This window comes from Paenibacillus sp. LHD-38, from assembly GCF_031157315.1.
Taxonomy (GTDB): Bacteria; Bacillota; Bacilli; order Paenibacillales; family Paenibacillaceae; genus Pristimantibacillus.
Map to the genome: position 1 here is coordinate 17,616 of NZ_JAVIFU010000052.1, position 13,209 is coordinate 30,824.

Here is a 13,209-nt window from a genome sequence, read left to right on the forward strand (position 1 = left end):
ATTAAGCTCCCTTGGTACGATGTAATTTTCTCACGAATGCTCGCTGGGCTTTTGCTTGTGCTAACGGATAATGTCTAGAAAACGGATGGTTATATTAGCGAAATCGACGATAGAATAGGTGATTGAACTAACGGGACACGACAGTTGTACAAATATGGAGCAGTTTGCTACGGCAGCTGTTCCTTTCTTCGTTAAGGTAACGGGCAGCATAGTTCAATTACGTACATCCAAGTGTTATTATATCGGGGCTAAAGTGACAGATTGTGGGGTTGTTTTATGATAAATTTTCTATATCATTATTTTGATGAATCAACTGGACCTTTTCTAAATTTATCCGATCAAGAACCAGAAAAAGCAGAAAGAATTCTCGATGAAATTCGAGTTCAGAAAAAAGGTTTTGCGAGTAAAAGATCAACGGATTATCTCACAATTCGACGAAGTCTCGAATTAAAGGCTAGAGATTTATTTATATTAAAGGGCGGAAAGCCTACTCGAAGTTATCCTCATTACATGACTGTAGGAGAATGTCCGTGGCTCTTGGAGTGGTTCGATAAAGGTAAAGATCTACGTATACCACTTACAGATTTCGATCCTTATACCATTAGCTTTACTTATGGAGATTTGTTTCCAACTATGAGATATAAGGATGAGAAGATGTATCGAGGTCAGGTATATACATTAAATGAAATTTATCAGGTTATAAATGAATTCGGATTACCACAAAAATGGAATCCTCAGGGGGACAATGGACCAGAAAGGTACATTGAAGTACAAGTATGGGATGATAAACCGTTAACCGCGTGGGTGTCCAACTAACGGAGAACTAAAGCTCCATCTGTAAAAAGAGACTTAACGAGTTGTGTATACATGACAAGAGTCGGCATTTTCATCCTAGAAAATAATTTCGAGTTTGAGGCCAGGGAAGACGCCTCACCCGAAATTAAGCGCATCGTCGATAACGTTAATATAAATGTTCGTCAGGGTCACAATTCAAAACGCATATCTTGATATTCAGTCCGACTGTATTGGACTAAAGCTGACATTCAGCTTATGTGACCTATGGCAAGAAGGAACATTGATGCAAATTAGCGAATACCGATCCAGCCGTGCATGGAATAGAGCGGTGAAGGCGGAAATATATATATTCGGAAGGTTGAACGAATGGTCGGACTGGCGCGATGATGCCGAAAGGGAGTGAGGGCGTTGAGGATCCATATTGCGGATGAAGGAGAGACGCTTAGAACGATCGCTCAAAAAAAAGGTGTCGAAATAGGACAACTGATTTCACTCAATCCGTTTATCCCAAGCATAAATCTCAACATTGCAGGCATCCAGGTGAGGATGCCTGATTCGTTCGTCCCGGTCAGGGCCAATGCTCCGCTTCCTTCCTGCGATCAATTTATCCCACAAGTTTCATTGGAACGAATGGCTCAGACCCATTATGATGTGATTGTCATAGGAACGGGTGCGGGAGGAGGGGCGGCAATCTGGCGATTATGCAACCAATTGAAGGATAGCGGAAAAAAGGTCGGCGTCGTCGAAGCCGGTCCTGTTTTGCTGCAAACCCATGAATATAATCTTCCTATATTAAGCGAACAGTTATCTTTACAAAATGTATCCGTACCGGTCGGGAATACGCTAAGGACGAGGCTGGTTTATGCGCTCGGGGGGAGAACGTTATATTGGTCGCTTGTCAGTCCCCGCATGTACGCCGGCGAACTGGCTCGTTCCCTGTCCCTTTGCGAGAGATGAATTTATATTACAATATTGCCGAACAGATTATGAATGTCACAACGCGTTCGAAGTTTTCTCCCTATATGAATCCGTTCTCACAATTTTTTATGTCCCAACTTTGGGAGAGCGGTTTTCCCGAAGCGACAGTCGGACCGGTGGCTTCTAACTTCGAGCCTGATAAATACGGGTCCATTGTTCATTTCAGTTCCCTTTCTTTTTTGGGAGAAGGCTTTAAGCAGCTGCCGTACGATTTGGCCGTCAATGCCAGGGCGGTACAAATTCACACCGAACAAGGGATAGCGGCTGGCGTTACGGTCATGACACCCGACAAACAAAGCTACTTTATATCCGCCAACAACGTCGTTGTATCTGCCGGCGCTTTCGAAACAGCGAGGTTGCTGCTTTATTCTGGCATTGAAGGAAGAGCGATCGGACACTATTTGACCCATCATACCCATTTGGAATTCAAGTTCAAAACAAGCCCTATGCGAGAAGATTTACCGGAAATCGGGCCGGTCTTTATTATGCTTCCCCAAACCGAAAGCCGACCTTATCAGTTCGTGGTAGGTGTTAAAGTTCAAACGCTGGAGCCTACAGCGGAACTTGAAGTGGGAGGCGGCGTTTTCGGCAAGGTTGAGCCTCGTTTTGAAAACAGAGTGTCGTTGAACCCGCTTTTGAAGGATGACTATGGCGTTCCTATGCTGCAAGTCGATTTTTCCCACAGTGAACAAGATGAGGCAGTCAAGATACAAATGGTGGACGCTGTTCATACGCTCGCTTCTGTCATGGGGGCGGAAACGGAACCTCTGATTACACCTACAGTGGTCCCGGGAGGGGATTTTCATGAAGCAGGAACCTGCAGGATGGGCGATGACCCCGACACATCCGCAACGGATCGGTTCGGGCAAATTCATGGCGTACACGGTCTATATGTCGCGGATAACAGTGTGCTGCCGACTACAGGTGGCACCAACCCGACGCTAACGACCGTGGCCTTGGCCATCCGCACGGCGGATCATATCGCGCGGCAATTGAGAGGGAATGATTAAAATGAATGAACGAGACGCTATTTACGACAGGAAACAATGGGATGAATTGTTTTTATTTTTCGAAAGATTGCTGTGTTTACGAGGGACAAAACGGAAGCGAACCGACACACGTCTCTTTCGAAGGGGGCCTATATTACCATTTTAAAGGATTTTTTTCGCGTTGGAACGGCAAATCCGACATTAACGGCGGCGATGCTGGCCATTCGAACGGCCGATTATATCATGCTGAGGATGGGGTAACGGCGATGGTGAAGGGAGGAGAAAGTAGTGCGTAGAAAAAAGGCACTTATCGTATCGGGGGGGGTTGCGCCTCATCAGCCTCAGGAGGTCGGGGCGCTATTGTCCTGGTTGCTGAGGCGCGAAGGCTTCGAGGTGGAACATTACGGCAGCTGGGACGTGTTCGACGATAAGGAGAAAATCAGCCGGCTCGACCTTATTATCCCTAATTATACGGACGGAACGATTACCAAGAGTCAGCTCGACAACTTTCTGGAAGCAGTCAATGGAGGTACCGGCGTTGCCGGATTACACGGAGGGATGGGTGACGCCTTTCGATGCGAGCAGCGGTATCAATTAATGGTCGGCGGCGTATTTACCGCTCATCCCGAATATCATTTTACCGTGGTTATGAACGATAAGCACCACTTCATTACTCGGGGGCTTCAGGATTTCAACATAACCACCGAGCACTATTATATGCTGATCGATCCTTCAATACACGTGCTTGCGACATCTTATTACGGTACCCACCAGCCGGAGGTATGGCGTCCAACCGTCATGCCGATCGTCTGGATCAAGAGCTACGGTGAAGGTCGTGTATTCTATAATTCGCTCGGGCACACTTCGGACATTGTGAAACTTACCGAGGTGCTTACACTTATGCATAGGGGAATGCTTTGGGCCGCGAGATAAGAGACTCTTCAGCCGGCTCGCTGGCTTACTTACCCGTCTGCCCCCATTTTGCTCTTTTAGAATTTCAAGCAGGCTTAGGCGCTATGGAGACCGGAGCTCAAACTGTTAACAACGCTTCATTTCGATTTGTATCCATAATATTTTGTCCCACGTATTTGTCTCAACCTCGCACTTATATTGTACTATCCCTTCTTGGTTGAGTAACCTAAAACTGAGGGACGGGCAGGATAGCGTAATGATTCTCCTCATTAAGCCTTGCCGAATTATAAATTTGCATACGAGAGACGATTCATAAACCCGGTATTCAGATAACTTTAGCACGACATTTGTACAAGTATCAGTGGTTTGCTTTTAGAGAACGATACTTTGTCGGTAAGCACGGGGAGCAACTCCATATCGTTGTTTAAATATTTTGGAGAAATGGAATTCGTCGTAAAATTGCAGGGCGGCGGCGATTTCTTTCACTGAAGAATTTGTCGTCTCAAGAGCAGCTTTGGCGGAAGCCAGCTTAAGCTCTTGCATATAGCGGCTAGGTGACATACTGGTCCTCGATCGGAAGCGGTTGAAAAAAACGGTCCGCGACAACCCGCTTTGCCGAACCCAATCGTCGATCGGGATCGTCTGGCCGATGGTTTTGTGCATGTGATATAAAATATCGTCTAGTTCGGGGTGGCGGCTTGGGCCGTTGGCAAGTTGCTCTCTTGCGAAGAGCAGCAGCAGCTCTTGGATAACGAGATGGGCTGTGTATTCGTAACCTTTGGGATGGACGATAAGACTGTCGATTAACCGTTCGCATAAGCGGGCGGCTTTTGGTATTTTAGCGGTGGATACCGGTTGACCCACTGGCAATTCCAGCTGATGCGCCATGCCTAGCGTGTCGAAGTCCACAAAGTAGAATTTCCAATCTCCACCCAGGCACTGGTAGGCGCTAGGCATGTTTTCTGGGACGATCATATAGGTTCCGGCTTCAAGCTCATACCTGATCCCCGCCAGCGAAATCGCACCTTTCCCCTCAAAAGTAACGAACATTCCAGGAGCAGTAAAACCATTCGGTTTGGCGACCTGATAGGTATCGTTCGCTTGTACTTTCCAAATCGACTTGAAGAGGCATGGAGAACTCGATTGATGCTCATCCAGCTCATATGGAATATCCATATAGGACATGGCTCACAATCCTTTCTTTGTATTCAGTACGATTATACATGTTTTGGTGAATGTCCTCCATGGATTGGAGAAGAGACTGCTTATACAATGGAACTATCACCGTATAAAGGAGTGTTTTAGATGCTGCTCAAAGTAGGCAACCGCGAATTGGAGCTCGGAGGACCGCATTTAACGGAATTAAGGGATTCAAACCATATTCTGCATGATTTTGACGCCCTGAAGAATCGGATTGCGGAAGATGGCTACTTGCTTATTCGTGGGTTTCATGATAGGGAGCAAGTGCTCAAGGCACGTCGAAGCATCTTGGAGAAGATGGATAAGATGGGTAAGCTGGATAGAGATACGCTGCTTGAAGACGGCATCATGGCGGACGGCAGCAAAACGATCTTCATGGGAGGCACGAATGAAGACTTGCCTGAGCTGCTCAGTGTGCTGAACGGGAATCACATCATGGAATTTTTCGACAAGCTGCTTGGAAAGAAATCACTTACTTATCATTACAAGTGGCTTCGCGCCGTCGGGAGAGGCGATTTCACTGGAGCACATTACGACATCGTGTATATGGGCCGCGGTACACATAACCTGTATACCGTATGGTCACCAATCGGAGACGTGAACTATGCGATGGGTGGTCTCGCCATATGTCTCGATTCACATAACTTTGAGGAGTTGAAGAAGTCGTACGGTTCCAAAGACGCGGATCGCGACGACATCGGCATCGGTCACTTTACGGATGATCCACTCGTCATTACGGAGAAGTTTGGTGGCAAATGGGCGACGACCGAGTTCGAAGCGGGAGATGTGCTGATTTTCGGTATGTTCCTGATGCACTGCTCGTTGGAAAACACATCGAACCAGTACCGGCTTAGCGTGGACACAAGATACCAGTCTTCCTTGGATAAGGTCGACGAGCGTTGGAGCGGCAAAAAACCGCGCGGTCATCATACGTAAACAGTAAGAAGCCGCTCCTTTAATTTCGGGAGTGGCTTCGTTACATTTTAGAAGGGTGTAGAATTAAAGTTTTTCCTAATTTTAGTCTAAGCCACAGTATGCTGTTGTCTATAACACTTGCCTATCCGTTTTCCAAAGAGTGTAATGGAGTAGCAAATGGAAAAAAAGAAAGTAAATATCAAATTCATGTCCGAATTATACAAAAGTACGGCTTTTTCGTTCAAAGACCTGGCGGGATTACATTTGTAAAATGAAACAAGAAATCTAGTAGTTTTTTCGATCGAGATGATGCCATGGGAGGAACCATTTACAACTCCATCTTTATGAACTATAACTGGAACTCTCCGGATGGATGGAAGAACAAGCTCGCTTGTCGTGAATGGATCCTTGGATGCGAAGAATTTCCTGCGTCTGTATAAAACGAATCTGGTCGTCCAATGTGGCCGCAAGCGCTGGGATCGTAAAACTATGGCCTAAGGAACTGACTTTCGAGTCCTATGAATTCGTATTGTCAAAGGGCGAGTTTCTGGCTTCGTTATGGATTACGGTGAAGAGGGTTGTACTGGGTACGTGCGTTAGCATGATCTTAACCATTCTCATCGCATTTCCGCTGTCAAAAGGCGGCAGGGAGCCGAAGTTCAGAACGGGTTACGCGTGGTTCTTCGTTTTTACGATCTTGTTTAGCGGGGGATTGATTCCTTGGTATATGACGGTTCGCGCGACCGGGCTGCTGGATTCCATATGGGCATTAGTTATTCCCGGTGCCGTTCCTGTATTTAACGTCATTCTATTATTGAATTTTTTCAGAGGGCTGCCCAAAGAACTCGAAGAGGCAGCGTTTGTCGACGGCGCAGGTTATTGGACGACGTTATGGCGCATATATGTGCCGCTGTCGATGCCATCCCTCGCAACGATCATGCTGTTCACGATCGTTGGGCATTGGAATTCCTGGTTTGACGGGCTTGTCCTCATGAACTCGCAGCATAACTATCCTCTGTCGAGCTACCTGCAAACCGTCATCGTACAAGCGAGCTTGACCAATATGTCCGCGGAGCAGCTGGCGAACTTGGCCTCCGTGTCAGACCGAACCGTAAAAGCCGCGCAAATTTTCGTAGGCGCGCTGCCGATTCTAGCTTTTTATCCATTCATTCAGAAGTATTTCGTAAAAGGTATGGTAATAGGCGGGGTTAAAGAATAATCGAAGGAGAGATTGCTTGTGGAGACTGGAACGAAACCTTGGACGATTTATGCGATTCATCACTCTCATACCGATGTGGGGTACACGGAGAGGCAAGAGAAGATTAAACAATATCACGTCGGCTTTATCCGGCAGGCGCTTCATATTTTGCGCGAAATTGAGGCGGGCCGCCGTCCGGAATGGAAGGGATTCAAGTGGGTCTGCGAAACGTTTTGGCCGATTGAGGCGTTCCTCGGGAAGGCGACGGAGCAGGAAAAGTCGGAGTTTGCGGAAGCAGTAAGGCGCGGAGATATCGGTCTGTCGGGCACCTACCTCAATATGAGCGAGTTAATCGGCAAAGATCTGCTTGAAGCGATGATCGGCCGTGTCCGCGCTTACGGGGAGTCGATCGGAATGCCGGTGAAGTCCGCTATGACAGCCGATATTACGGGCTTTAGCTGGGGATATGGCGAGGTACTGCTGAATGCGGGCATTCAAAACATGATCACCTGCATCCATACCCATCATTCGATGTATCCCCTTTGGAAAAAGCAGCAGCCGTTCTGGTGGGAGATGCCAAATGGCGAAAGGCTGCTGACCTGGAACGGGGAGCATTACGTCTTCGGCAACGATTTGGGGCTTATTCCCGGTATCGGGGGATCTTATACGATCAAGGATGAATTCGATACGAGCAAGGGTATTACGTTCGAAATCGCGGAAGCGCGCATTCCAAGGTATTTGGAACGGCTTCGGTCGGACGGCTATCCGTTCCATTTCGCGCCTGTTATGATGTCCGGTCTGCCGACGGACAACAGCTCGCCAAATGCCCAGCTTATGGATTTCGTGAACCAGTGGAACGGCAAACATGGCGAAGAAATAAGTATCGTGCCGTGTACGCTGGATGAATTTTTCGAAGCGGTACGCGGTCATGCGGAGCAGCATCCCGATGATATTCCCGTATACCGGGGCGATTGGCCGGACTGGTGGACGGACGGCGTAGGTTCGACGCCGAAGCATGTGCAAGTATTCCGGGAAGCACAGCGCGTTTATCGCAAAGTGAAGAAGCTCGATCCAAACGGAGAGATCGTAACTCCAGAGGCGATGAAAGCGATGGAGTACGAGCTGACGTTGTTCGCCGAGCATACTTGGGGCTACCACTCCTCCGTGACCGAGCCATGGAATCCGTTCGTGCAGGAATTGGGTGTCCGGAAAGAGGCGTTTGCCGCCAATGCGAGCACGCTCGCGCATCGAGCATTGTACGACATCTTGGAGCATAGAGGGGACGCGCTTCTAGCCCCGGACCGACCGATGCGGTTCAAGCTGCATAATCCTCATCCTTTCGCGCAAGAAGACATTGCCCATCTTATTATGGAAGGTTGGTACTACGACCTGATCAAAGATGGCTTCGAAGCCCGCAACGAAGGATGCGGGGAGGCGTACGAGGCTCAGCTAAGAGTGGCGCCGAGGGGCGTCATCGTAAGCGTGCCGGTGACACTGCAGGCCGGGGAAGAGAAAACCTTGATGATCCATCCCGTCCGGGACGGGCAAGCAAAGACAGCCTACCGTGAGGATTACGTAGGGTCTGACCGGATGATGGATATCGACGTATCGCATGCGGAGAAGGCTTTCCGCTTCACCTCGACTTATTTGGATACGCCGTTTGTCCGGATGGAGTGGACGAAGGGCGAAGGGATTACGTCCTGGATCGACAAGCTTACAGGGACGGAAATGTTGCGCTCAGACCGCAATCACCATGCCTTCTCGCCGGTGTATGATATGACCCGCGCCTCAAGCGTTAACAATATGTACGAAGTACGCCGCAAGATGGGGCGCAACCGCAAAGGACCAGATGCCGTCGTCTCGACCGGAGTGATGACCCGTGCGGAAGTGATCGCGCAGGGCGATGTGTATGGCACGGTTCAACTGACGTTCGAGGTGGCGGGATGTTCGCATTATTCTCTGCTTGTTACGGCATATACGGATCGGCCGCGCGTGGATGTGGCCGTTCGGATGCATAAAGACAGCGTATGGGATCCGGAGAATCTTTATATTTCTTTGCCGTTCGGCGGTCCGATCATGGACGGCGAGCAGCAGCTGTGGATGGATAAGATGGACGCGCTAGCCCGTCCGCGCAAGGATCAACTGCCGGGCAGCCTGGCCGATTATTATTGCATCGGGGAAGGCGTCGCTTATGTGGGAAGCCAAAGCGGGCTGGCGATCGCCATGCCGGATACGCCGCTTATTCAACTTGGCACCCTTGAACACGGGTTCCGCTTACTGAACGGTGACAAGAAGCTGGAGCATGATCCGGGCCATCTCTATTCCTGGGCCATGAACAATTATTGGGAAACGAACTTTACGGCAACGCTGGGCGGCTTCTATGAATTCCGATATTTAGTCGCATGGGGCGAAGCGCTTGATAAGCCGGAGTCGGCGCTGACCGCTTGCCGCAGCATGAATGCCGGCATCCTGGCTTGGAGAACGAAATGATGAAGGTGAAGAAGTATTTGGACGCTTCTATCACGACGGAAAAGAGAGTGCACGATCTGCTGGGACGCATGACGCTCGGAGAAAAGATCGGGCAGCTTATCCAGCCCTTCGGCTGGCAGGCCTACGAACGGACGGAAGACGGCATCGAGCTGACGGAAACTTTTCGTTCCTATATCGAACGCGGGGGCGTCGGCTCATTGTACGGCGTTTTGCGGGCCGATCCTTGGACCGGGGTGACGCTGGAGACGGGATTGTCTCCTCGCGAAGGGGCAGAAGTCATTAACCTGATTCAGAAATACGCGATTGAGCATACGAGGTTGGGTATTCCGATACTGTTCGGGGAGGAATGCTCCCATGGGCATATGGCCATCGGAGCAACGGTATTCCCGGTGCCGCTTGCGATGGGTAGCAGCTGGAATGCGCCGCTGTTTCGAGAAGTGTGCCGCGCGATTGCGGCGGAGACGCGGGCCCAAGGGGGCACGGTCACCTATTCCCCCGTCCTCGACGTTGTCCGCGATCCTAGATGGGGACGGACGGAAGAGACGTTCGGCGAGGATCCGTATCTCATCGGCGAGATGGCGGTAGCGGCAGTCGAAGGCTTGCAAAGGGAGTCTATCGCTTCCGATGATGCCGTTATCGCCACACTCAAGCATTTCGCCGGCTACGGCGGCTCCGAAGGCGGCCGCAATGCCGCTCCCGCCCGAATCGGCGCAAGGGAGCTTCTGGAGAAGGATTTGTTGCCCTTCGAGCGGGCGGTGCAAGCAGGAGCGCTGTCGATCATGACGGCCTACAACGAAATCGACGGCGTGCCATGCACGTCGAATTATGAGCTGCTCACCCACACTTTGAGGGAGCAATGGGCATTCGACGGATTCGTCATTACGGATTGCGGAGCGATAAATATGCTTTCCGGTGGCCATCAAGTGGTGGAGAGCGATGAGGATGCGGCATGCGCGGCTTTGCTTGCGGGCGTCGATATGGAAATGTCGGGAGACAGCTTCGGCAAGCATCTGCTGCATGCCGTACAAAATAAAAAGGTCTCGATAGACGATATTGACCTTGCCGTGAGCCGTATCCTTCGCCAGAAATTTGAGCTAGGCTTGTTCGAACGGCCGTACGCCGACCCTGACCGGGCCTCGGAGATTATCGGCCAAGAAAGCCATATCAAGCTGGCGCGACGGATGGCGCAAGAAAGCATGATATTGCTCAAGAACCGCAATCAGGTGCTGCCGCTGTCGCCCGCGCTGGGCAAAATCGCGGTCATCGGGCCTAACGCGAACAATATTTATAACCAATTGGGTGATTATACATCGCCGCAGCAGCGCGGAGGAATCGTGACGGTACTGGACGGCATTCAGCGCAAATGCGCCGGCCAAAGCGAGGTCATGTATGCGCCGGGCTGCCGCATTAAAGATCCGTCGACGGAAGGTTTCGAATCTGCGGTCCAAACCGCGCAAGTCTCGGATGCGATCATCGCCGTGGTAGGAGGTTCCAGCGCAAGGGATTTCGGTGAAGGCACGATAGATCTGAAGACGGGAGCCGCGATTATAACGGATCAGTCAGGCCTAAGCGATATGGATTGCGGAGAAGGCTTTGACAGAGCGGAGCTGGGATTGTCCGGCGTGCAATTGGATTTGCTGAAGGAGATTCATAAGACTGGCAAACCGTTTATCGTCGTCTATATTAACGGACGGCCTGTCGTAGAACCGTGGATCGACGAACATGCCGATGCGATTCTGGAGGCCTGGTATCCCGGACAGGAAGGCGGCAGCGCGATCGCGGACATTCTCTTCGGCGACTTAAACCCGTCCGGAAGGCTGACGATATCCATTCCGAAACACCCCGGACAGCTACCGATTTACTACAATACGAAGCGGACCAGAGGCAAACGGTATGTGGAGACGGACTTGCAGCCGAGATATCCGTTCGGCTACGGCCTCAGCTACACGTCATTCCGGTATGACGATATCGCGTTAAGCAAACCTAATATGCGGCCGGACGAGAGCTGCACCTTGAGCGTAAACGTCACGAATACCGGCGGTATGGCGGGACAGGAAGTCGTGCAGCTGTACGTGACGGACGTTGTCAGCTCCGTAACGAGGCCTGCTTTGGAATTGAAAGGCTTCCAAAAAATTCAATTGGAGCCGGGAGAATCGACGACCGTCCGGTTTACGATCACGAAGGAACAATTGCAGTACGTCGGAAGGGACTACCGCCGCATCGTCGAACCGGGACAGTTCCGCATCCAAGTAGGCGGCCACGCGGAATTGCTCCTTGGGACCGACCTGTACGTATTGCCCCCCCGAATAAATATGGAGAGAGAGGATGAAACATTAGTATGAAATCCCATCGTTTGCCGCAAATCGATATGTCCGAGCTAAAGCTGCCGCCCTCCATCGTAAAGGCGATTGAGGAAGCGGAGAAGCAGCTCGCCCATCGGCCAAAGCTTAGCCAATTGTTCCGGAACTGCTTCCCCAATACGCTAGAGACGACAACAAAGCTGATGGAGGACGGGTCTACCTTCGTATTAACGGGCGACATTCCCGCCATGTGGCTGCGGGATTCCGTGGAGCAAGTGATTCATTACGTGCCGTTCGCTAAGGAAGACGCCGAGCTGCAGCGCATTCTGGAGGGCGTCATTAAACGCCATATGTTTTATATTCGTATTGATCCGTATGCCAACGCATTTAACGAAACGGCCAATGACTGGCATTGGAACTCCGCAGACGAAACGGAAAGCTCGCCGTGGGTGTGGGAGCGAAAATTCGAGCTCGACTCCATGTGCTTCTCCTTCCGTCTTGCCTATCATTATTGGAAGGAAACGGGCCGGACGAGCATATTCAATGAACAATTCAAATCTTCTTTGCTGGCGATGCTGGACATTTGGCAGATCGAGCAGCGGCATGGCGAGCTCTCGACGTACCGGTTCCAGCGCCATAACGGAATCATGATCGATACGCTGCGGAGGCAAGGGCGCGGCATGCCGGTGGGCGAAACCGGAATGATATGGTCGGGCTTCCGTCCTAGCGACGATGCTTGCGATTTCCATTTCAATATTCCGTCCAATATGTTCGCCGCCGTAACGCTCCGCGACATGGGGGAAATCGTCCGATACGTTTACCGGGACGAGAAGCTTGCGGCCCGCATGGCCGAAATGGAAGAAGAAATCCGGCATGCCATTGAATTGTACGGCATCGTGGAACATCCGAAGTACGGACGCATGTATGCTTTCGAGACGGACGGCTACGGTAATCACGTCCTGATGGATGATGCCGGTACGCCAAGCCTGATATCGGCGCCCTATATCGGCTTCACTGATGCAAGCGATCCTATCTATTTGAATACGCGCGCTTTCATATTAAGCGAAGACAATCCTTATTATTACAAGGGCGACAGCCTTAGCGGCATCGGCAGCCCTCATACGCCGCCGGACTTCGTGTGGCATCTCGCTTATTCCATGCAAGGTTTGACCGCCGTGAACCCGGATGAAATCAGGGAAATGATCGATATCATGGAGGCGACGGACGCCGACACCGGCTTTATGCATGAAGGTTTCCACAAGGGCGATCCCGCTAACTTCACGCGGGATTGGTTCGCCTGGTCAAACAGCCAGTTTGCCCATTTGGTGTGGAAGGCCTTACAAAAAGGCATTATATAGAACCGCAGCAAGGCCACCTGACCGGGTGGCCCTTTTTATCAAACGTTTGGCGTCGATTATTGAAGGAGGAATGA

The 13,209-nt window shown here is 50.7% G+C and carries 11 protein-coding genes; 10 read left to right on the forward strand and 1 reads right to left on the reverse strand.

The window, feature by feature from the left end:
- Positions 1–276: 276 nt before the first annotated feature.
- The 5 genes from RCO25_RS28850 (at position 277) to RCO25_RS28870 (ending at position 3,695) form a co-directional block, all read left to right on the forward strand.
- The gene (locus RCO25_RS28850) at positions 277–816 is read left to right on the forward strand and encodes a hypothetical protein (protein ID WP_308999531.1); all 540 of its coding nucleotides are present in this window, start codon (positions 277–279) and stop codon (positions 814–816) included.
- Positions 817–1,203: 387 nt separating this feature from the next.
- The gene (locus RCO25_RS28855) at positions 1,204–1,752 is read left to right on the forward strand and encodes a LysM peptidoglycan-binding domain-containing protein (protein WP_308999532.1); all 549 of its coding nucleotides are present in this window, start codon (positions 1,204–1,206) and stop codon (positions 1,750–1,752) included.
- Positions 1,683–2,783, forward strand: a complete 1,101-nt coding sequence (locus RCO25_RS28860; protein WP_308999533.1) for a GMC oxidoreductase — start codon at positions 1,683–1,685, stop codon at positions 2,781–2,783. Before RCO25_RS28855 ends, RCO25_RS28860 begins: the two co-directional genes overlap by 70 nt.
- Before the next feature lie 5 nt (positions 2,784–2,788).
- Positions 2,789–3,058, forward strand: a complete 270-nt coding sequence (locus RCO25_RS28865; RefSeq protein WP_308999534.1) for a hypothetical protein — start codon at positions 2,789–2,791, stop codon at positions 3,056–3,058.
- Positions 3,051–3,695 carry a ThuA domain-containing protein gene (locus RCO25_RS28870; RefSeq protein ID WP_308999535.1) on the forward strand — a complete coding sequence of 215 codons (645 nt, stop codon included), beginning with the start codon at positions 3,051–3,053 and terminating at the stop codon, positions 3,693–3,695. The genes RCO25_RS28865 and RCO25_RS28870 overlap by 8 nt, the downstream gene beginning before the upstream one ends.
- A gap of 351 nt (positions 3,696–4,046) precedes the next feature.
- On the opposite strand, the gene RCO25_RS28875 is transcribed toward RCO25_RS28870, so the two are convergent.
- Positions 4,047–4,859 (reverse strand): helix-turn-helix domain-containing protein, encoded by an 813-nt coding sequence (locus RCO25_RS28875; RefSeq protein ID WP_308999536.1) that lies wholly within the window; start codon positions 4,857–4,859, stop codon positions 4,047–4,049.
- A gap of 120 nt (positions 4,860–4,979) precedes the next feature.
- On the opposite strand from RCO25_RS28875, the gene RCO25_RS28880 reads away from it, so the two are divergent.
- The 5 genes from RCO25_RS28880 (at position 4,980) to RCO25_RS28900 (ending at position 13,135) form a co-directional block, all read left to right on the forward strand.
- Positions 4,980–5,810 carry a phytanoyl-CoA dioxygenase family protein gene (locus RCO25_RS28880; RefSeq protein WP_308999537.1) on the forward strand — a complete coding sequence of 277 codons (831 nt, stop codon included), beginning with the start codon at positions 4,980–4,982 and terminating at the stop codon, positions 5,808–5,810.
- A gap of 391 nt (positions 5,811–6,201) precedes the next feature.
- Positions 6,202–7,008: a carbohydrate ABC transporter permease gene (locus tag RCO25_RS28885; protein ID WP_308999538.1), complete on the forward strand. Its 807-nt coding sequence runs from the start codon at positions 6,202–6,204 to the stop codon at positions 7,006–7,008.
- Positions 7,009–7,026: 18 nt separating this feature from the next.
- Positions 7,027–9,477, forward strand: a complete 2,451-nt coding sequence (locus tag RCO25_RS28890; protein WP_308999539.1) for a glycoside hydrolase family 38 N-terminal domain-containing protein — start codon at positions 7,027–7,029, stop codon at positions 9,475–9,477.
- On the forward strand, positions 9,477–11,819 hold the full coding sequence (locus tag RCO25_RS28895; protein WP_374992185.1) for a glycoside hydrolase family 3 N-terminal domain-containing protein: 2,343 nt from the start codon (positions 9,477–9,479) through the stop codon (positions 11,817–11,819). Before RCO25_RS28890 ends, RCO25_RS28895 begins: the two co-directional genes overlap by 1 nt.
- Complete coding sequence (locus RCO25_RS28900; RefSeq protein ID WP_308999541.1) at positions 11,816–13,135, forward strand: glycoside hydrolase family 125 protein; 1,320 nt, start codon at positions 11,816–11,818, stop codon at positions 13,133–13,135. Before RCO25_RS28895 ends, RCO25_RS28900 begins: the two co-directional genes overlap by 4 nt.
- The last annotated feature ends 74 nt before the right edge of the window (positions 13,136–13,209 follow it).

Bases quoted from the DNA above. Each gene is read 5' to 3' on its own strand.
- RCO25_RS28850 (WP_308999531.1), top strand. From the start codon at position 277: ATGATAAATTTTCTATATCATTATTTTGATGAATCAACTGGACCTTTT.
- RCO25_RS28865 (WP_308999534.1), top strand. From the start codon at position 2,789: ATGAACGAGACGCTATTTACGACAGGAAACAATGGGATGAATTGTTTT.
- RCO25_RS28875 (WP_308999536.1), bottom strand. From the start codon at position 4,859: ATGTCCTATATGGATATTCCATATGAGCTGGATGAGCATCAATCGAGT.
- RCO25_RS28880 (WP_308999537.1), top strand. From the start codon at position 4,980: ATGCTGCTCAAAGTAGGCAACCGCGAATTGGAGCTCGGAGGACCGCAT.
- RCO25_RS28885 (WP_308999538.1), top strand. From the start codon at position 6,202: ATGCGAAGAATTTCCTGCGTCTGTATAAAACGAATCTGGTCGTCCAAT.
- RCO25_RS28895 (WP_374992185.1), top strand. From the start codon at position 9,477: ATGAAGGTGAAGAAGTATTTGGACGCTTCTATCACGACGGAAAAGAGA.
- RCO25_RS28900 (WP_308999541.1), top strand. From the start codon at position 11,816: ATGAAATCCCATCGTTTGCCGCAAATCGATATGTCCGAGCTAAAGCTG.